At 57.9% G+C, this 21281-nt stretch carries 8 protein-coding genes; 2 read left to right on the plus strand and 6 right to left on the minus strand.

All coding sequences use genetic code 11. The features are described from left to right. Positions 1–412: 412 nt before the first annotated feature. The 3 genes from OZX67_RS09180 to menB all read right to left on the minus strand — a co-directional run bounded on the left by OZX67_RS09180 (position 413) and on the right by menB (position 12366). Positions 413–8470 (minus strand): DUF5979 domain-containing protein, encoded by an 8058-nt coding sequence (locus OZX67_RS09180; protein WP_277142825.1) that lies wholly within the window; start codon positions 8468–8470, stop codon positions 413–415. A 488-nt stretch (positions 8471–8958) separates the two neighbouring features. Beyond that, entirely contained in the window at positions 8959–11175 is a 2217-nt protein-coding gene (locus tag OZX67_RS09185; RefSeq protein ID WP_277142827.1) for an AMP-binding protein, read from the minus strand. 366 nt (positions 11176–11541) lie between these two features. Next, positions 11542–12366 (minus strand): 1,4-dihydroxy-2-naphthoyl-CoA synthase, encoded by an 825-nt coding sequence (gene menB / locus OZX67_RS09190; RefSeq protein ID WP_277142829.1) that lies wholly within the window; start codon positions 12364–12366, stop codon positions 11542–11544. Between the two features lie 49 nt (positions 12367–12415). Between menB and OZX67_RS09195 the strand changes: the two genes are divergently transcribed. Continuing rightward, positions 12416–12781 (plus strand): PaaI family thioesterase, encoded by a 366-nt coding sequence (locus OZX67_RS09195; protein ID WP_277142831.1) that lies wholly within the window; start codon positions 12416–12418, stop codon positions 12779–12781. A gap of 178 nt (positions 12782–12959) precedes the next feature. Here OZX67_RS09195 and OZX67_RS09200 read toward each other — a convergent pair whose 3' ends face one another. Both OZX67_RS09200 and OZX67_RS09205 read right to left on the minus strand, forming a co-directional pair. Further along, a complete protein-coding gene (locus OZX67_RS09200; protein WP_277142832.1) occupies positions 12960–13268 on the minus strand; it encodes a hypothetical protein in 309 nt (102 codons plus the stop codon). Between the two features lie 656 nt (positions 13269–13924). Further along, positions 13925–15514, minus strand: coding sequence for a hypothetical protein (locus OZX67_RS09205; RefSeq protein WP_277142834.1), 1590 nt, complete (start codon positions 15512–15514; stop codon positions 13925–13927). An 801-nt stretch (positions 15515–16315) separates the two neighbouring features. On the opposite strand from OZX67_RS09205, the gene OZX67_RS09210 reads away from it, so the two are divergent. Continuing rightward, positions 16316–19651 carry a BspA family leucine-rich repeat surface protein gene (locus OZX67_RS09210; RefSeq protein ID WP_277142836.1) on the plus strand — a complete coding sequence of 1112 codons (3336 nt, stop codon included), beginning with the start codon at positions 16316–16318 and terminating at the stop codon, positions 19649–19651. A gap of 293 nt (positions 19652–19944) precedes the next feature. Here the strand turns inward: OZX67_RS09210 and OZX67_RS09215 are convergent, their stop codons facing one another. Beyond that, positions 19945–21246: an adenylosuccinate synthase gene (locus OZX67_RS09215; RefSeq protein ID WP_277142838.1), complete on the minus strand. Its 1302-nt coding sequence runs from the start codon at positions 21244–21246 to the stop codon at positions 19945–19947. Between the last annotated feature and the right edge of the window lie 35 nt (positions 21247–21281).

Raw genomic sequence — 21281 nt, forward strand, 5'->3', positions numbered from 1 at the left:
TTTTCAATCCCCCGTGCCAGCGGTTTGGCATAAGCCCCTTGTCTATGGCCAATAAAGCGCATTTGCTTAAAGCATTACCTCTATCTTATCAGTGTATGGCAGCATTAAATAAAGCAAATCGAATATTGATATCTAAGATATTGTGATTAATGCGATATTACGTATTGTTTATAGGCTTTTTGAGCCTTAACAGAATATAAATTATTAATCTATTTGTATAAATAATTTTAGTTGTTTATCGATTTATCTATTTTATTATCTATATTTCAATAGATAAGCATCTGATTATTGAAATATGCTATATTCCTTCCACATATGCTGACCAATAACCCATATACGTCAACAGCGCACAAAACGTTGAGGGCCGGATACGCGCTACGCATCTGCCCCTCAACGTCAATGAGTCAGCGGGCTACCTTCTGCGATTCGCATCGCTGACACCCGTTTCGCTGGATCCGGTTTGATCGGAATCCATTGATGCCAGGTTCTCGGAATCAGCAGAATCGTCAGAACCATCAGAGCCAGCGGAATTGGCCGAGGATTCCAAAGCCGCGTCACTCTCATCGCCTCTTGTGGAACGACGGCGCATGTAGAGGATTATCGCGCCGGCCGCAAGCAGGACGATAATCAGCACGGCGATACCGGCAATCGCGGCGCCGGTTTGGCCCAAACGTCCCCTGGTCCCGGAAATACCATCGGCCGAACCGTTGGCACCGTTGGCACCGCCGCCCGTAAGACCGCCAAAGCGTCCGCTACCGAGGCCACCCAGGCCGCTCAGACCACCGGCGCCGTTAACACCGTTGCCGCCGTTGAAGGATCCGCCGGCGGAACCGCCATTGCCGCCCCATCCGCCAGGCCCGGAAGGCCCGTTGCGGAAAGTGTCGGTGATGGTCACCGTGTTCTTGTCCGCAGCCTCAACCACCGTCTCTTCGCCGTTCGCCGGATCGATCGACGTGGAATCCGCGCCGGCCGAATCGGTCTGCACGACCGTGCAATGAGCGCCGAGCAGGATGTCATCAAGCGTTGCGCTGTAGCCGTTCGCTCCGGTCAAAACAAACGCGCCATCGCCACCCAAATCAATCGCAACGGGCTTTCCATCGCGCTGGTAGGTGCAGGTGGCCTTGATCTTGAACGGGCCGTTGCCGCGGGACTGCACGGCGCTTTCGTCGCCGGTGCGCTTCACGACGATCGGCACCTGACCCACATCGTATCTGTCGGTTTCGGCGACAGTGACACTGCTCAGGTCGCCGACCAGCGTTGGGGTGCCGGGAACGGAACCGGGAACGCTGGAACCGGCAACGGCAGCGGCATCCGCCGCACGAGCCTGTGCAAGCGTGGCAATGGTCACCTTGCCGTTTTGAGGCAGGAACGTGTGCCTGGTCGCGCTCGAATCGGAGACTTGGGTGATGGTGCACTGCGTGCCCGCAGGGAAGACGCCGAAGCTCTTGGTAGCCGAGTCAGCGAGGCCAAACTGCTCGTTGAGCAACTGCTGGCCGCGATAATCGCAGACCGCCTTGAAACTGACGGGAACATTGCCGTAGCGGGAAGCCCCGGTACCGGAAACCGCGCGGTTGACGCTCAACGTGCCGGCATCGTAGTGGTTGGTCACCGTGGTGGCCACCAGATGCGCGATGTCGCCCGCGCTGCCGTCACCGACGCGAACACTCGCGCTGCCGTTGGCATTGTCGGTGACATTGTCGCCGGTGAACGCCGTCCTGTCGGCCGCGGAAGTATCGGTTTCGGTGACGGTGCAAGTGGAATTGGCCGGAATCGTATCGGCCGGGGCATGCCAGGTCTGGCCGTCGCTCAGCGTGAATATAGCACTTTCGGCACCACCGGCAAACAGCACCGTCTGGCCGTCACTCGTCTTGCAGGCCACCTTGAAGCCGAATGGGCCGAAGCTGCCCTTGTCGGCCTTGGTGTCGACCTTCTTGGTGACGCTCAGGCCGGAGTAGCGGTAGGTGTTGGTGATCTTCGCGGATTGGGCGGCGACCACCGCGTTAGTGGGGTTGCCGGAACCATCGAGAGTGTCGTTTGTGATGATATTCATCGTATCGGAATCACCGGTATTGTTGTCACCGTTCACGCTTACGGTGCGTTCGGTCTCGCCGAACTGGCCGAGCGAGCCGTCTTCGGAAACCGTGCAGACGGTATTGCCCGCGCCGCTTCCGTCGACACTCAACGGAATACCCGCAAGCCTGCCGGCGGCGTAAGTGCCGTCGTGCTGCTTGTTCAGCGTAACCAAGCCGTGGCTCTGACCGCCGAAGAGCATCGAATCCCCGGAAGCGTCCTTGCAAGTCACGGAGGCACGAACGTGCTGCGGAGCATACGCGCTCGCCGCAGCACCGCCCACGGCCTTGTCGACCTTGAGGGAACCGGTTTCGATGCGCGTGCCGAAGCGTTCCGGCGCGGCGGGATGCATGGTGTCGTCGGCCGAGGTGTAAAGGATGCCGAACTGCGCCCAAGCCTCCTGCGAGCCGGCCGTCTGGTCAAGCGAAACAGGAACCGTCGGGTCGGAATCGTCAGCGAGCGAGCCCGGGGACGCCGCCGGAGCGTTCTTGGAAGTGTAGGTGACGTCCGCGCCCTTGCCGGGTACGAGCCCGCCGCCGGACGCACCTGTGAAGTCAAGGGTTATGCGAAGGCCGGTGACCTTCGACCAATCCGTAACACTGGCGCTCGGAACCCAAGTGGAGGCCGAGCAGGACGTGCTCGCGGGGGTGCTGGAAATACCCGGCAACGTGCTCCACGTATCCACGCAAGGCGAGGTATCGGTGGAAGCCTCGATGGTCGCGCTCGTGCCCGCAGGCGCGCCCACGACCTTTGGGGCCTCGGTGAGCTCAGGACGGTAGGTCGAGCCGCGGTAATCGCCGCTGGCCACCACGCTCTTGTCGTGCTTGGCCGGAAGCTGCTCGAAGAACTGGACCTTCTTCTCCGTGGCGGTGCCGGCATTGACCATGTGCAGCACCCAGTCGTCCTTGCCGCCCACAGCGGTATTGGCACGGCATGGCGCGCGGTAATAATTCTTGCCGTCAAGCGCGGTGAGGGTCGGCTCGCAGGTCTGGGTGGGGTCGAGCGTATTGATTGCGCCAGACTTGCTACCCTTTACCCCGCCAACAATATAGATGTTCTCGCCACTGGATGGTGTGACGAAATCGGATACCCTACCACCAATGCTGAGACCGCTGCTATCCACGACCGGATCGACATGGTTGGAGTATCCGCCAACATACCACAAATTCGTCAAATGCTGATGCGTGGTGACCGTGACAGGCAAAGTAACGTTCGTACCTGCCGCAGCCCCCGGCTCCATTTCCAGCCAAACGGTCATTTTCACCACTTCGCCCGGCAGCATGCGGCTCTTGCCCGCCGGCCAGCTGAACACCAGCTTGCTCGGGTTGCTCGAATCGAGTGTCGGGACGGTAGTGAGCATGCCGGAATTGGGCACGCCGCTCACGGCACCCGGCGTAAAGGCGAACGGATGGGTCGGATCGCCCGGGCCACCCTGGCCGGTATAGCGCAGCTCGGCGGGCAAGTCGGCACTCACCTTGTCGATATCGAGGTATCCGGTGCCGATATTGGAGAAGTAGATATCCCACGGCACCATCTGGCCGACCGTGACTGCAGGAGTGCCGTTGTTGGCCACCTCGCTGACGCCGAGACCGGCCTGGCCAAAGCCCCAAGTCATCGGAGCGCTGGTATCGGCCGAATTCGACTGGTCGGGATTGACGCCGTCGTGCAGAATGCTCTCCACCTCCGAGGAAACCGCGTTGGGCTCGCTGCCGGGGTAGGCGACGGGCTGCGTGTCGTCGTCGCGAACATGCTCGCGCTGGACCACCGTGTAGGCGATCTGCGAGTTCCATGCGACGTCGGTGGAAGTGGTGAAGAGCTGCTCGTTGCCGGAAGCGTTCGGGTTGGTGAAGACGAAACGCAAGCCTTGGATATCGTTGTATTGCGCCGGCGTTACGGGCATCGTATAGGCCGAGCTTCCGCCGGGAAGTTGCGCCTGCGCGTCTCCGTCTTTCCAGCCCATCGCGCCGCCGGGCCCGAACGGCCCGTAAACGCCGATCTTCACCTTGGTGGCTCCGGCCGGGAACGTGAGCTGCGTGAGTCCGGTGAAGTTGAAGTTCTTCCAGAAGTGGCCGGTCTTGGTGGAACTGCCGTCCTTGCCTTGGCCGTCCGGCCAGCTTGTCAGCGTCACCTTGGTGGGCGAAAGCGAGGAATCGACGCTCGCGCCGTTGGTGCTGTTCGCGTTCATCGTGACGGTCTGCGGCACTTGCGGGTGGACATCGACCAGGTTGTTGGGGGCGATTGTCTCGCCGATGGAGGCCAACAGGCTTCCGGTGCGGTAACTGATATCCGTCCTGATGAACTTGGTGGGTTTGTCGTTTGCGCTGCCGTCGGTGATCGGCGCGTAAATCTGCGCGGTCGCACGGCTGGTATCGGTATTGTTGCCTACGGCGGCACTTGGCACGAACGGCTGATTTGTCGCACGCAATGTGTCACGCACGCGTGTCGTCAATTTCACGTGCACATAGTTGCCCTTCACCAGCGTCGGGCCAGCCGTGGCCGGGTCCGAAGAGCCTTGGAAGATGACCGCGACGGCAACGACGTCGGCAAGCTGGGCTTCCGTCATGGCGTTGGCCTGCGCGGCCGTGGTAATCGTCGGATCGACGGTGAAGGTGCCTGCCCCGGTCGCATAGTTCGTAGGCGTATAGCGAAGAATATAGACGCGCGAGTCATTGAGCGATACCTGGCTCGGATCGTCGGAGCTGATATCGATGTGGGTCAGCGTCTGCCGGTTGAACATATTCGGCATCGAGGACGTGGAATCAAGCTTTCCGGTGACCATATCGGGAACCCGGGCGGGCGTGAACGGATTCTCCGTGGCCGCCGCCGGGGTATTGTCGGTGAAGCAAGTGCCTTGGTTGGTCATATCGCATTCCGACGGCGTGACGATACGCAGATACGAGGCGCGGTTCGGCGAATCGTTGGCGGCTGATATGTCATACGTTTGCGCCGGATAGGAGCTTATCGGAGCGGAAACGCCATGCGGCGGAACCAGAAGGTTGTAGGTACCCCCATTGCCTTCCTTGACGGCCGCCTTGTAATCGATGATATCGAGCCTGCCGCCGTTCATGGCTATGTAATGCTTCGCATTCGGATGCGCGGGATCCACGGCCGCCGCTCTGACGGAATCCAACCTGACGTTCTGCGGCTGGGGATGGCTCGTGTCGTTGCCCGAAACGTGCCCCGTGACGAAAGAGGAAGTGCCGCGTTTCTTGTCGCGCAGCTGCCAGTTCGCCGAAAAATCGCGGGTTTGGGCGGCCGCGACCACTCCCGTTCCGGGCTCTGGCACGTAGGGCTTGCCTGCCGTGATATCCGCCGTGCGGGCGTCGTTATCGGGCTCAACGGTGATTTCCAAACCGGCGATGGTTCCTACATCACTTGCCGGCACTGTATAGCCCTTGAAAGAGCGGTCCGTATTCTGCCAAGCGCCACCGGGCGCAGGAACCACGGACCAGGTACCGGTGGACCAAGTACTGCCCGCACGGTAGACGCGCACCTGTGTGATTTTGTCATACTTAAGGTACCAACCGTTGGTATACGGCGTATCGGACGCGGCGATGGGATTGATGGAAAGCAGGTCGAAGACGTCGTTCCACATGTCGTTATGCGCGCCCGCGTCCGGGTAATCGGTCACGTCTCCGGCTTGTTTGAGGCTCACCGAAGTCATATCACCGTTGATGCCCCACATCAGGTGCGAGGTGACTTTCTTGCCGGAAAGGGAAGGCACGGAATTCAAGTCGGCATTGGAATTGTCCGGGTCGCTGAAAGTCGCTTTGATCCAGTCGTCGACCCGGAAGTAATCCTCCCCGGGATGAAGCTCCGGATTTTTGAACGCGAGGACGCCGACCGTACTCTGGTTGGCCGAATCCACATCGAGCGCGTTGCTGTTGACCTGATAGCCCTCGTCGGTTTTGCCCGACGCGGCAAGGCTGGTGGTGTTGCCGTAGGTGTATTTCGTCGGTTTCTCGGGGTTGGGGGCGTCGAGGGCATCGGTTGCACCGGTCCCGTCGCGCTTTTGGTCGCGGGCGGTGAAACTGACATACTGCGCAATGGCCGTGCTGCCGGCGAACGCGGTGCTGCCGGGGTCCGATTCGAGCTTGAAACGTATGCCTGTCACCTGGTCCGGGGTTGCGCCGGAATGGGCGGCGCTGAGGTGTGTTTTCAGATCGGCGGCGCTGAGGCTATAGAAGTAACTTGTGCCTTGCGGGGCCTTGCTATCGAGCTCGACCCAGCCCACGCCCGGAAGGTTGACACTCACGGTCAGCTTGGTATGCGCCGGAACCGGCGTGGATTCGATGGCGTTCAAGTCGAAGACGTTCCAGAAATTGTTGTGGTTGCTTTCGGGGGTGCCTTCGCTGATCGCGCCGGCGGCATCGATGGTCTTGTCGACCCAGGAATCCTCGACGGTAATGGTATCGGGCTGCAGGTAATCGGTGCTTGCGCCCGTGGTCTCCGCGTAACTGACCACCGCCTGATGCTCGATCGGCACAGCGCCGCTTGGGCTGACCGTCTTATTGACCGTCACCTGAATCTGCGGCTTGACCAGCGTCATGGTTGCGACGGGCGCGGTGGCCGAGGCCGTTGCCGTGTTGTGCGCAGTGACCGTGGCCTTGGTGTTGGCATCCTTGATATCGTCCGTTGTCTGGCCGGCCGGGAACGTATAGGTACTGGACGATTTCACGCCGAATCTGATGGCGGCATTCGCAGCCGCTGGAATGGGATTGGTGGCCGCAACGCTTGGCGTCGAGCCGAATTTGACGTCGAAGGAAGCGATGGCACCGCTGGGAGGGGCCGGCACGTCGCCGTTGTTGAAAGTCACGGTTTGGTCGGGCAGGGCGGTATTGAGCATGTGATAGACGACCGTGCCGCTATTGGCACCCGCAGGATAGGAAATGGCTTTGAAACCGTCGAATTTGATATCGGAACTGAAGAAGCCCCTGCCGACCGCGGCTTCCATCTTTGCCACTGGCGAGTTGCCGTTGGTGATCACAACCGTTCCGGTTGCACCGTTGCCGGCCGGGTGGCGGGCCGGGTCGAAGGACTCGCCAACCGTCACGCCCAACTGGGTCGGCTTAAGGGTTACCACGACCGGCGTCGAAACCGTCGGCGTGCCTGATTGTGAGCCTTGCAAAGCGTTGGCTTGGAAGACGGCATTGATGGGAGTCGAGGTGTTCAGCTCGGCAAGCGGGCTGTTGGAGGCATCGTTGCGGTCACTCGCACGTTGTTTGAGATTGATGGTGACGGTTATTGGGCTGGGGGGCGTGGTGCTCGGCGCCATCGCACCGGTATAGGTGAAACGAAGTCCGCCGACATTCGCAGCGTTCACACCGGTCGGTAGGGCATACGTGGTTGCCGGAACGCCGGTAACCCAGTTCCATTTGCCCGAAGCGTCTTTGATATAGGCATCCGTTTGCACCTGTGTGGCGCCGGCCGGCAACGATGCGGAGCCGAAACTGTCAAAATTGAAGAAACGGAACGGATTGTCGGCATCAAGCGAGGTGGCATTCGCACCGGCTTGGGCATCCGAGGGCATCTGCGCGACGACCTTGTCGGTATTGATATTTGAAGTGTTCGTGACGTGGAGCCTCAGGGTTTCAGGTGCATTGGCGACATACGAGGTGTTCCAGGGGTCAAACTCGCCGTCCACCTTGGCCTCAAGCTTGAGGTCGACGCTCACTTGCACGGTGGCAGAGGAAGTCACGGACTTGGAATTGGAAGCGGAAAGCACGGCGGAATTGACGATGTTGGTTTTGTTGTGCGGGTCGCTCGGCAGGAAGTCCGCGGGAACCTGCAATGTGAGGGTGGCCGTGCCGTTCATTCCCACGACCAGGCCGGTTTTGTTCATCCCACCCGACACGAATTGCTGGCCCGGAGTCAAGGTGAACGAGGTGTTGGCACCAACGTTGGCGGGCCGTGAAGGCTGAGCGACCCCGCCTTCTTTCCACTGGACGTTCGCCTGCAGACTTGGGCTTATATAGAAATCGGTGATGGGGAAACCCTGCAGGGCGGCCGGAAGCTGGTCGGCGAGACTTGCGGCCTCGCAGTTGGTCTCCGAGCAGCCGAGGTTGAATTGGTATGTGAATTTGTCACCGGGCTTGAGAGACGTCGGACTCGCGCCGCTTACGCCGTAAACGTCCTGCGAAAAATTGAGGAACTGGTAAACCGGATCGCCCTGCGCGCCTACCTTATTATTACTGCTGCTGGGTTTCGAGGCGCTTCCAGCCGAATTCGGACTGCCGGGATCAACGCTGTTGGCCGAGGCGATCACACCGCCGCTCAACAGTGTCGCCACCGCAGCCACCATGGCCACGAGCCACTTCAACCGGTTTGTTATTCCGCCATTTGCGCTGTGCGCTTTACCGGCTGCATGCTTCATCGTCCGGCCTTTGTCAAACAGCTTCATATCTTTACTCCCCCGGTCTTGCGTCTCAGAGCCTTACGACATGGCTCTACGGCGCAAAAGACTCTCTCCGTTCTTCGTCGTTCTTCCGTGGAGGACATTGGCATAAAATATCTACGTAAACCAATAAACTATCCACTTAAAACCTTTGCTATCATCCTATCAGTGCATGAGAGCTTAGGTTTAAAACAGATTCGGAACTGATGCCCAAAACGTTGGAAATATTGACATTCTGCGTGTTATTTATAGACATTTCTGAAGTTTTAGTAGAAAGTGATTTTTATTTTACTTTACATAAATCCTTATACGTAATGGTTAATTTGTTTGCTTTATTAAACTTTAAATAAAGCAACAACCAATTATCTTAAAAATTCACCGTCTTTTATTCCACCTGGCAATTAACGCAACCGGCATCTTAAATTAAGCTTCAAGTGATGAAACCCCGAATCAACGTCGAAGCCGGGGTTCCCGAACCGATTTCCAGTCCTGTTTCAGCTCTTGCCCAGCAGGAAACGACGGACCTTGCCCGTGCTTGTGCGCGGCAGGGAGTCGACGCGATAGAAACGCTTCGGCACTTTGTAATGCGCCAGGTTGTCGCGGCCGAACTCACGCCACTGGGCGACAATCGCCGCGTCAACCCCGACACGGGAGTTCTCGGATTGCTTTGGCTTTTTCTGCCGATTTTCCCTGGCCGACCCGTTGGTTTCTTCGCCGCTGCCCTGCGATACCGAATCTCCAACGGCAATTGCCGCGCACCCGGCTTCAGGCGCACTTGTTACAGCGGGTTCATTGGTATTTGAACCGTCAGGGGCCGCGGCAACGGCACGGATTGAACCGTCAACCGCGCCAGAAGAACGTTGCGCAACATAACCATCAGCCGATGATTCGCCGGTGACCGAAACCGTTGCGCCCGCTTGACTATTTTCCGCAGGCTTGTCATCGTCCGCCTTGCACACCACGTAGGCGACGGGGACCTCGCCCCACTTTTCGTCGGGCTCGGAGGTGACCGCGATTTCATCGATGCCGGGGCACTCGGCGTAGACCCGCTCGACCTCCTCGGGGAAGACGTGCTCGCCACCGGAAATCATCATGTTGTCGAGCCGACCGTCGACGTAAAGGTAGCCGTCGTCATCGAGATGACCCACATCGCCGGTCCGGTACCAGCCATCGGCGGTTTTCTTGGCTTCAAAGACGCCGGGGCGGTTCAGATAGCCGGGCGTGAGCGCATCGGTTTTAATAAGGATTTCGCCGGTTTCGTCCGCGAGTTTGAGCGACGTGGTGAAGTACGGCTTGCCACTGGAAAGCAGCTTGCGAGCACCGTCGCCCGTGCCGGTGCCGACGATCTGTGAGCAGGTTTCGGTCATGCCGTACGAGCGCACGACGATCATGCCGAGCGCGTGGCAACGTTTGAGCAGTTTGAGGTCGGACTTTTCGCCGCCCAGAATGAAACCCTTGAACGCCGGGGAATAGCCGAAGTTGGCGGGCAGCGGGGTGGGTTGCGAGATGGAATCAGACCCGGAACTTTCGGCATTCAAACCATCAGAACTCGGCGATGGCACAGAAGGGTTATCCGAACCTGCAAAATCATCAGGTTTTTCGGCCTGCGAAACCTGCGAATCGGAGACATGCGGTGAATCCTGTAATACATTTGGCGAAGCCACGCTTTTGCCGAAACGCTCTGAAACCGGGTCGAAAGCGGAATCCGAAATTCCCAACGCACCGGATATTCGTCGCTCATGCTCGGGCACCAGCTCTTTGAGCATCGTCGGCACGACGGAAACCCACGTCACCGGCTCGTTGGTGAGGATGCGTTCCATTTCGGGCGCATCGAAATGATCCATCAGATGCACGGCGACGCCGAAAATGAGGCCACGGAGGATGATGGAGTAACCGCTGATATGGAAAATCGGGACGGCGCAAAGCCACTCGTCGGCGGGACTTGTACCAAGGTTCAGCGCCACGCTCGTCGCGGAAGTGAAGTGGTTGCGCACGGTCTGCTGGATACCTTTCGGCGCGCCCGTGGAACCGGAGGTGAACATGACGCTCACCACCTGGTCGTCGCTGAATTCGCGCGGAATCGGCGGGGCGGAAACGACGGGGTCCGCGCTGTTATCGCTGGCGGCGTTCTTGGCTGCGGGTTCTGTGGACGTGAACGCGGACGCGGAGGAGCGATAGACCGAGACAGGAGTGCCGGAAGTCTTTTGCGAGCCATCCGAAACCTCACCGGTGCCGCCAAGCTTGAAATCATTAGCTTTATCGAATACTTCATCGAAACCGACAATGTGTACGCTGCCGTTGGCTGGCATATCGGCGTTACCAACGTTCTTGGTTGCGCAGGCCTCTTTCATGGCCGAATGATTCACGCAAGCATCGCCCAGCAAATCTTCGGGCAGGCTATCGTCCTTGAGGCAGCAGGCGACTCCGGCGTCGCGCATCTGCCCGGCGAGCTCGTCATTGGTCAGCCGCTTGTTGAGCCAGACCACCGTCTTGCCGTAGAGCAGCAGCGTGACGGCCAGCAGGTAGCCGCGAACGTTGTTGTTGGAAACCATCGCGACGTTCTGCGTTTTGAACGCACCGAACTTGCTGAGCACGCTCCCCAACCGCTGGGCCTCGTCGAACACGTCGCCGAATGTATAGCACGTCTCGCCGTCGTAGACCGCCGTGCGTTCCGGTGTCAGCATCGCGCGTTTCAGTACCCAATTATCCATAACAGATTCCCCCAATCCGTTGCGACTAGACCAAGCCCAGTAATTTCCCGCTCATTGTGCCAAATTACTTGCTTGCTCAGGCCTTCTAAGTAAAAAGACACAAATAGCAAACGACCCAAGCGCGAATCGTCAGCTTGGTGGCCGCTGTTGCACACAGCCATCCGCCATCACGATTTTCTGGTTCAGTAATCATGCAACCAATGTCGCAAATTATTTGTCTGCCCGTGCCATCCACGTAAAAGCAACATTTAGGCTGCCTCGTTACCATTTTTTGCGTAGAATCCTCAGCACACATGCAAAAGCGACGATTACACCGCCGTTACGCACGCGCGGGTGCAATCCCACGACGTGCGCAACGGTCCGCGATCACGGGAACTTCGGGAACTGGTCGAAGTCGGGCTTGCGCTTCTGGTTGAAGGCGTCGCGACCTTCCTTCGCCTCGTCGGTGGTGTAGAAGAGCATCGTCGCGTCGCCGCCGAGCTGCTGGAGGCCGGCGAGCCCGTCAGTTGCGGCGTTCATGGAGGCCTTGATGAAGCGCAGGGCCATGGGCGACTTGGTCAGCAGCTCATCGCACCACTTGAGCGTCTCCTCTTCGATGTCTGCCAGCGGCACGACCTTGTTGATCCAGCCCATCTGCAGCGCCTCTTCGGCGGTGTAGAAGTGGCCGAGGAACCAGACTTCCTTCGCGCGCTTCTGGCCGATGACGTCGGCAAGCAGGCCCGAGCCGTAGCCCGCGTCGAAGCTGCCGACCTTGGGTCCGGTCTGGCCGAACTTCGCGTTGTCGGCCGCAATCGTCAGGTCGCAGACCAGCTGCAACACGTTGCCGCCGCCGACCGACCAGCCCTTGACCATCGCGATGACGGGCTTGGGGATAATGCGGATTAAATGCTGCAGGTCGAGCACGTTGAGGCGCGCGACGTGGTCGCTGCCGACGTACCCGCCGTTGCCGCGCACGCCCTGATCGCCGCCCGACGAGAAGGCGAGGTCGCCCGCGCCGGTGAAGATGATGACACCGACCGTCGCGTCGTCACGGCAAACGGTGAAGGCGTCGATCAGCTCCTCAATGGTTTTCGGCGTGAAAGCATTTCGCTTCTCCGGCCGATTGATGGTAATTTTGGCTATGTGGTCGAGCCGTTCGAACAGTATTTCGTCATAAGTTTTGACGGTCTCGAAATCGTGACTTGTCGCCATGTTGCTCCTTAGCGTCATGTCCCCTATTGCGAATGCGAGGTTCGATAGTATGTCACTTGCGAATTATCTGGGCATCAAACAACAGGAAATCTCGCGGTCAAAAGTCATCTTAACATTGCCGGTTACAGAGAACGTTCTACAGCCGTTTGGAATATTGCACGGCGGGGTCAACGCGGTTTTGGCCGAGGAAGCCGCGAGTTTGGGCGCTATGGCGAGGCTCGATGCTTCTCACGTCGCCGTCGGCGTGGATATCGACACGCATCATTTCCGCCCAGTAACGTCCGGCACGTTGACCGCCACCGCAACCCCAGAAAACATCGGTAAAACGTTGCAAACATGGCGCGTGGAGACCCGCATGGGCAGCAGACTCACCAGTATCTCGACAGTCACATTAGCTGTGCGCGAACGCCGGTAACCAAGGGCCAGATTCCGCGAGCACCTCGCTTGAAATTCCTGCACCAAATCATCGACTGGGCGCAAGAAAACAATGAGTTCGCACAGATTCCAAACCCTTGATTCCGTGTATTCTAAGCCACTTCGATACCCTTGATTTCATGAAAACCCAGTGATTGCAACGGAAAAATCGTGGCTGCTTAGGCGACCTGCAGACGCCCCTTGCCGTAGTGCCGCCGGGCCGCCTCCGCGGTGATGCCTAGAGCGCGCCCGATGGTGTTCCACGACTGGCCGCGCCTGCGGCTCTGCTGGACGGTTTGGTCGATGTCACGTTCGACGGCGTGACGCTGATAATTGAGCCGTCTCAATTCGCGCGAAGGATCCCAACGCGAATCCATCGTGGGGTCTCCCGGCGCAGAAGAGACACGCGCATCCATCTCATCGTTGATCTCCTCGCCGTAAGCAGCCAACTCTCGCTGCTCTTCCTTCGACAAATCGGAAAACTTCATCGCAACCCCTCCCTCTTAAGGTAGCCTTCACGCGCTTTCATCGCGTGCACAATCAATTCCTGCGTATATCCCGCTCGCGCTGGAGCACAAATTTCCTACTTATCTCCAAAAAAGTGTAGAAATTTACATTTTTTGGAGATAAAAATGTATTTATTGACACTTTTTTGGAGATAACTTCGGTAATCAGACGTAATGCGCACAAATAAAAACATGTCAATCCGGCTTACGCGGCAGAACACAAACTACATATCGCACCGCCACACCGATCGAGGTGAAATCCTCCGGCAACGTCCGCTCGCGCAGTCTTCGGGCGTACCAAGACACGTACCAGCCGCAACGCTCTATCCGCCTCTCCACCAAGAACTTTGGAAGCGAAAACGGCATCGAAAGCGTGCCGCCCTACGCCGCTTTCTGCCTGTGAGCCGGACTATCGACGGTCCACAACTAGCCTAAATCTTTTCTCAATAAGGCGTTGGGCATCAATGGGAATGCCGGTCTGTTCTTAACCAGATTAATGAATTTTCCTTGCACTTTCGCTTCGATGCAAAGGAACCAAGCCAACACCAAAACTGCCGATAACGTCCAAACGAATACAAAATTCCCGGTGACCGACTTGGCATCGGTCACCGGGAACCCAAAGCGTTACTCACGCTCACTCACGCCTTGCGACGGGCCAGTTCAACACCGGCACCGACGAGCAGCGCCGACACCGTAACGAGCAGCACACCGGCAACGGAAGTGCCTGTGTTCGCCAGTTTCTTTGCAGCCGGAGCCGCGGCATCCTTTGCGGCAGTCGGAGCAGGCTTGCTGTTCGCGGGCTGAGTAACCCCCGGAGCGGCCGGAGCAGTCGGAGCAGGAGCAGCTGGTGCAGGCGGTGCCGGAGTACCTGCAGGTGGCGGGAGCACGATCGGCTCCTTGCCATAATCCTTGCCAAAGGTGATCGGCGTCCAGCCCTGCAAGTTGCCGTCCTGATCGACCAGCGCGATCTTGTGGTCACCTGTATAGCCCTTCGGCAGCAAGGCGTCCACATAATAACGGCCCTTGTCATCCTTCTTCACTTGAAGGTATGGAGCGCCGTCAGGCCCTTGCAACGCAACGGGATCGGAATAGATGTATCCAGCCCAGAAGCAGGACGGCGTATCCTCACCATCGACATCAGCCTTGCAACCAGCAGCGAGATGGTTGATATACAGGCGAGACGGCGAACCAGCAGTAGGCTTGCCCGCAATCCCAATGTCGTTCATGTTGCCAGTGTTCAAATCACCATTCGCAGGAGCCTTTGGCTCAGCTTTCGTGGTAAAGGAAGGAATCAGAGCTTGGCCATATTGAGGAGTTGGCCCACCATAGCCCATATTCTCAAAATTGACACCGACCAACAGCTGCATGATGTCGGTTTTGACAGGCTGGTCCTTCTTGCCTTGTGCCACAAGCTCCTTGGCATGCTCGCCAATCATTTCCTCGGGTTCCGTGAGCGAAAGATCCTTGCCATTGGCGTTCACGTTCCTATTGGAATACGTGGTGTTGGGATCAAGCCCAATCAGAGGAACATCGAAGTGACCGCTGCTCCGGCTCATATCCTCATCAAGGAAACGCTCAAATGATTTACCGGTGGTAGTCGCCATACGGTAAAGACCCGACATCGGATTCATCCAATCCTGCGTTTTCACACCATAAATCTTCTGATAGGTATCTGCGGTCAGCTGGGTGTCCATGACATTATTGTTGCCGACTTCCGGGGCATAGCCGCCAAAAGGAGTGCATTCGTTGGGATTCCAAGTACCACAACCATATTGATCGCTTCGAGCGGTCATGCTCGTAATATGAGTAAGAGAGACCATCGGAACCGTTGGCCAACGTTCATCAGGATTCTCTTTACTGTTTTTAGTATTAACAGATTTCCAATTCAGTGGCTGACCGTTGCGCATGTACTGGTAATCGAACGAAATATTGGCGGTGTGCGCACCAACATCGGTCACTTTGACATTTGTAATACGCACTTCGTCTTTATCGCTTACGGTAGGGTACTCCACTTGAGGCGCTGGCGCAGCATTCGTCTGAGAAGCGACGGGAGCCAACTTGGTCAGAGGCCTTTCCGACTTTTGGCTCAAATCCACGACGTTTGACTTTGCAGGCTGATCCGTATTGCCCGACGTCTCCGCCGCGTTCGCCGAACCGGCACCGAAGCCGGCGACCATCATGCACGCGGCCGCAAACGACGCGACAACGGCATATCTTTTCTTTGCCATATTTCTTCCCACTTTCTCCAAGCGACATAGCTGGGATTAACTGCAATAGTTAAAAATCTACCCTTTTAACTAGACACTTTATTTATTAAAATATATTAAATATGATTAAAAAGTATTAATTATTTAATTTTCCCTCACATCAGGTTCTATCAGCAGCTAAACAAAAGCCCAAAACACATTTAGCTCGTCCAAATCACGGAAGCCCGCAATTTGCAACGCATGGAACATTCAGCCACAGTTCCAAAACCACGCATTTTCACCAGGCTCATCACGGATTTATTTCATTATCAGCGAAGACGAAATCGGGGATTTTTGCTAGTTTCTTTAGCGAATAACACGACAGAACGCAGAGGAGACTTTCGTTTCCCCGACACGACACCCCAAAATGATAGGTTCTCAAAAACCCTTTAGGCAGAACACTTCAAGTCATCCATTGCATTACAAAATTCCGACATGTACGGTGGAATTAACTATGGATTTGGTGCGCCTTATGGCATGCGCGACAACAATACGGAAACCTTTAAAAATCTATAACGCCATCACCTGAAAGGATCTGAGCAGCGATGACATCCCTCCCCGCAAGAAAACTGCCTCCAGTCCTTTCATCTTTTTACCGCACAGGTCTCGTCAATCGCATTATCTATGCCTTGGCCGGCGCACCTCGGCGGAAGTTACGCAGCTTATGTTAAATCGTCAATTCATATTACTTATTTCGCTTCAAACCTCCGTCCGCAACAGCGGCTCGGGGGCTTTGCGGACTTTTTATGCGTTAATCAAGACGCGTCGGTCGGGTGATTTCCGATGAAAAAACACTTGTACATAACCACACTCCGCGTCATCGCGACAGCAGTATGCGCAGCCATGACCACCTGCGCGGTTTTTGCGAGCGCCGCTACCCCATCAGGCGATATTTCATCGGCTGCAAACGCGTCTGAAACCTCTGCTCAAACCAAACAAACCGGGCAAACCAAGCAAACCGCACAAGCCAAAACGTCGTCACAGCAACCGCAGGCAGTAGGCCCTCAAGCCAGCTGCTCGGCGACAAACTGGGTCAACTGGGGCACGCCATACTCCGGACCCACTGGGGTCAGCGGGATGGACCGCAGCACCGTCCAATGGCGAATCACCAGCGATTGCGTATTACATCTAAGCGGTGGCCTCAGCCCCAATATCCCAAACAGTTCAACATACGTCCCTTGGATCAACGAACAGGACGAGATTACCGGCATCAAGGTCGAAGGCAACCTCACGCTGTACAAAAGCAATATCGCGCTGAACCCCATCTTCGCCGATATGCCCAACCTCACAACCGTCGACACCACCGGCGGCCAACTGCACCTGGCGGCCAACGCGGCGGGCGGCCTCTTCGAAAGCGACGATCAACTGGCCACCATCAACGGGATCACCAGCTGGGACACGAAAAAAGCCACTGGCATGGCCAGCATGTTCTACTTCTGCCCCGGGCTCACCCAGCTGGACCTCTCCGGCTTCGATACCACCAATGTGGAAGACATGACCAACATGTTCGACGGAGACAACGGGCTCGAGTCGATCACCCTCTCCGGCAATTTCAAAACGGGCAAAGTAACCAGCATGGACAGCATGTTCAACAACTGCTCCGGCCTCACTTCCCTCGATCTATCAAGTTTCGATACCAGCGCCGTGAAGAGCATGAAGCAGATGTTCTCCAGCTGCAGGGGCCTCACCAGTCTCGACTTCTCCACCCTCCCCAACTTCAACACCGCCAACGTCACCAACATGGACAGCATGTTTCTGGACTGCACGGGTCTCACATCGCTCAATGTCTCGAATTTCGCCACCAACAAAGTGGCCAATATGAACAGCATGTTCAATGACTGCTCTTCACTCACCACCCTCGACCTTTCCAACTTCAACACCGCCAACGTCACCAACATGAACGCCATGTTCCAAAGCTGCAGCGGCCTCACATCGATCAAACTCTCAAGTTTCGCCACCAACAAAGTGGCCAATATGAACAGCATGTTCGACGGGTGCACCAATCTCACGACGCTCGATATATCAAGCTTCGACACCAGCCAGGCCGGCTCATCCATGACCAACATGCTGCCCAACGGACTGCGCAAGCTGAAACTCGGGGCCAGCACGAAACTCGGCAGCGACGCATTCTCGAACGTCGATAGCGGCATCAACTGGGAGGAGATGTCGAGTCTCGACGACAGCGCCACCCATATCGGCAGCATCGGTAATCTCAGCGCTTTGAAGACGCGGGCCGCTTCCAGCAACCCCGCCGGCTCATATTGGGACTCAAGGTTCATGCCGAGCGGCGTGCAGCTTGCGGTCAACGCGAACGGCGGCATCACGAACTTCACCCCCGTCTCCTACGACACCACCACTGCGGCCGCGACCATTACGGTACCGCGGGGCAACGCGATCACCACCAACAAGTCGCAGAGCATCTTCTCGGGCTGGAACACCTGCGCGCGCGGCGGCACCACCGGAGGCTGCCAAGCCTACCAGCCGAACGACACCATCACCGTGGCCCAAGGCGATTCCTACCCCGCCCGAACCATCACGCTATACGCCCAGTGGGTCAGGGCGCCAGCGCCCGTCATCGATCCTTACTCGCCGGCCATCCACGCCCCGCTCACTACCAGCCCGACCATCGATGTGACGGTATCGAACACCGCCGGACCGGCCGGTGGACCCGCTGCCAACGCGCTTATCGGCAGCAAAACCACCATCACCACGGGCCAAGGCCCTTGGTCCACCGAAACCGGGCCCGGCACATGGAGTTACACGGGCCGTCCCATAGCCGACCTCCAGCCCAACATGGGCGCCACCTACGTCATCAAAGCGTCCACTACCATGACCGATCCCTCGACCGGCAACACCGTAACCGCCTACACACAAAAAAACGGCATACTGCCTTACCTCAAAGTCACCTTCAACGCCAACGGCGGCACAGGCGCCCCGTCCGACATGTCCGGCTTCGGCGATCCGGACAACTACAGCCTCACCCCGTTCACCATCCCTGCGGACGTCATCCCCACCAAAGGCCCGCACGATATGTTCGCCGGGTGGGCCACCAGCGCGACGGCTACCCAGCCTGACCCCGCCTATAACCCCGGCAACCACGCGCCGACTTATTTCACAAACGCGGACGCAGGCAAAACCCTGACGCTTTACGCCGTCTGGCACGAGGCGAAAGCACCCGTCATCACCGAAGTGCATCGCGACTCGACGAGCCACCACGTCATCGCAACAGGAACCGCGCAGCCTTTCAACGCCATCGGCACACCCACCGTCAGCGGCAACTCAAGCAAGGGACTGAAAGTCACCAGCGCCTCGCTCACCTCGGACGGCAAGCTCTCCGTAACCGGTCTCGCGTCCGGCACCGGCAACACCGAAGCCAGCCAAGTCGTCACCGTACGCGTGCGCGCCTGTTACGCCAATACTTCCGGCTCCAACGGCACAGCACCTCCGGCGAAAGCCCGTTGGAGCAATGACAACAACAACATCCCGTCCGGCTGCGTCCAGGACTTTGGAATACCCGACTATCACCCCGGCTATTTACCCTTTTCGTTCTGGCTTGCCGGCCTCAACAACAAATGGTCCACCACCAATCTCGACATCGGCACCAGGCCGTATATCTGGGCCTATACGCAGTACCAAAACGGTTCTATCGACGGGCCGCTCATGATCACACCGCTCTCCCAAGGCAGCGACAACAGCGTCAAGACCTGCGTCAAACCTACGGGCACGGCGGCCGGCAACTACGTCTGCGGCACCGCGACCATGGACAACGTACCGGCTTTCGACGGCACCACGGCCCACAGCTGGAGCCTCGACCTGCCCGAAAGCACGGCGTTCGACGCCGCCAAAGCCTACGACACCAGCTCGCACCTTTATATCGACGACACCTGGAGGAACACTTCGGGAGGGGGCGGAAGCAGCGGCGGAGGCGAAGGCAGCAAGCTCAGCGTCATCTCGCCGGAAGCGTACCTCGGCAGTCCTCCGCCGGTGACCGCCCTGCCGTTCACCGGCGGGCGCTGGCGTCGCGTCGCTGTATTACTTGGTGCGCTGATCGGCTCCACTGCCGTTCTGCTTGTCGCTTTCGTAACCTTCCGCCGGCGTATCCTGCGTCTGAACCAATAACGGGCTACCGGCACTGCAACACATCTCGCCAGCGTCATAAAAGTGCAAGTTAGGTACTACCAAGTGCACTATTCGCGCTCTACCGTCAAAAAGTGCACCTTCGAAGACCCAAAGCGCACTTTTCGCACAGTACCGTCAGAAAAGTGCACCCACGCCCGCTCAAGATGCACTATTTCGACGCCAGTACGAGAAAAAGTGCACCTTAGCAATCGCAAAGTGCACTTTTCTGACAGTAGACCGGTACCATATGCTCGGTCAATCAGCACCCATCAGCACACGGCTGCAATCAGCGCTCAGTCGACGAGCGAACGCACCTCGATGATGTGGTCGCGCTGCGGGCCGGTGCCGATGGCGGAGATGCGGCAGTTGGAGATCTCCTCGAGACGCTTGACATAGGCCTGGGTGTTGGCCGGCAAATCCTCGAACTTGTGCACCTTGGAGATGTCCTCGGTCCAGCCGGGCATGGTCTCGTAAACGGGCGTGGCCTTGGCGAACGCGGCCTGGTCAATAGGCATGTCGTCGTAACGAGTGTGTGTGCCGTCGCCGTTGTCGACGTCGTAGGCGACGCAGATCGGAATCTCGTTCAAGCCGGTCAGCACATCGAGCTTGGTGAGCACGATATCGGTCAGGCCGTTGACCTGCGTGGCATAGCGGGTGACGACGGCATCGAACCAGCCGCAGCGACGCGGACGGCCGGTGGTCACGCCGAACTCGTGGCCCTGCGTGCGCAGCCATTCGCCGGAATCGTCGTTGAGCTCGGTCGGGAACGGACCTTCGCCCACGCGGGTGACGTACGCCTTGGCCACGCCGATGACGCGGTCGATCTTCGTGGGGCCGACGCCAGTACCGGTGCAGGCGCCACCGGCGGTCGGGTTGGAGGATGTTACAAACGGATAAGTACCGTGGTCGACGTCAAGCATGGTGGCCTGGCCGCCCTCGAAGAGCACGGTCTTGCCTTCTGCCAACGCATTGTTGAGCAACAGAGAAGTGTTAGTGACGTAAGGCTTGAGCCGCTCCCCCAGCTTCAGCAGCTCGTCGGTGGTCTCGTCGACGTCGATCGGACGGCGGTTGTAGAGCTTGACCAGCATCTGGTTCTTCTGATGCAGGCTCGCCTCGACCTTGTCGCGCAGGCGCTCGGCGTCGAAGAGGTCGTGCACACGGATACCGACGCGATTGATCTTGTCGGCATAAGCCGGACCGATGCCACGGCCGGTGGTGCCAATCTTGTGCTTGCCGAGGAAGCGCTCAGTCACCTTGTCGATGACGCGATGGTACGGAGCAATGACCTGTGCCGATTCGCTGACTTTGAGGCGCGAGCAATCCACACCACGGGACTCAAGCCCGTCAATCTCCTCAAACAGCACTTCGGGATCGACCACCACACCGTTGCCGATAACCGGTGTGACATGAGGGTTCACCACACCGCTGGGCAGCAGGTGCAGCGCATACGTTTCGTCGCCGACCACCACCGTGTGGCCCGCATTGTTGCCGCCGTTGAAGCGCGCGACGTAGTCAACCTTCGTGCCGATAAGATCGGTCGCCTTACCTTTGCCTTCGTCTCCCCATTGGGCACCAATCAGAACAATTCCAGGCATACGAACCTCCCGAGATACGCGTTATTCCGCCGTTA

Origin of the sequence: Bifidobacterium sp. ESL0728, assembly GCF_029392015.1 — a bacterium.
GTDB lineage: Bacteria > Actinomycetota > Actinomycetes > Actinomycetales > Bifidobacteriaceae > Bifidobacterium.

Bases quoted from the DNA above. Each gene is read 5' to 3' on its own strand.
- OZX67_RS09180 (WP_277142825.1), bottom strand. From the start codon at position 8,470: ATGAAGCTGTTTGACAAAGGCCGGACGATGAAGCATGCAGCCGGTAAA.
- OZX67_RS09210 (WP_277142836.1), top strand. From the start codon at position 16,316: ATGAAAAAACACTTGTACATAACCACACTCCGCGTCATCGCGACAGCA.
- OZX67_RS09200 (WP_277142832.1), bottom strand. From the start codon at position 13,268: ATGAAGTTTTCCGATTTGTCGAAGGAAGAGCAGCGAGAGTTGGCTGCT.
- menB (WP_277142829.1), bottom strand. From the start codon at position 12,366: ATGGCGACAAGTCACGATTTCGAGACCGTCAAAACTTATGACGAAATA.
- OZX67_RS09205 (WP_277142834.1), bottom strand. From the start codon at position 15,514: ATGGCAAAGAAAAGATATGCCGTTGTCGCGTCGTTTGCGGCCGCGTGC.
- OZX67_RS09185 (WP_277142827.1), bottom strand. From the start codon at position 11,175: ATGGATAATTGGGTACTGAAACGCGCGATGCTGACACCGGAACGCACG.
- OZX67_RS09195 (WP_277142831.1), top strand. From the start codon at position 12,416: ATGTCACTTGCGAATTATCTGGGCATCAAACAACAGGAAATCTCGCGG.
- OZX67_RS09215 (WP_277142838.1), bottom strand. From the start codon at position 21,246: ATGCCTGGAATTGTTCTGATTGGTGCCCAATGGGGAGACGAAGGCAAA.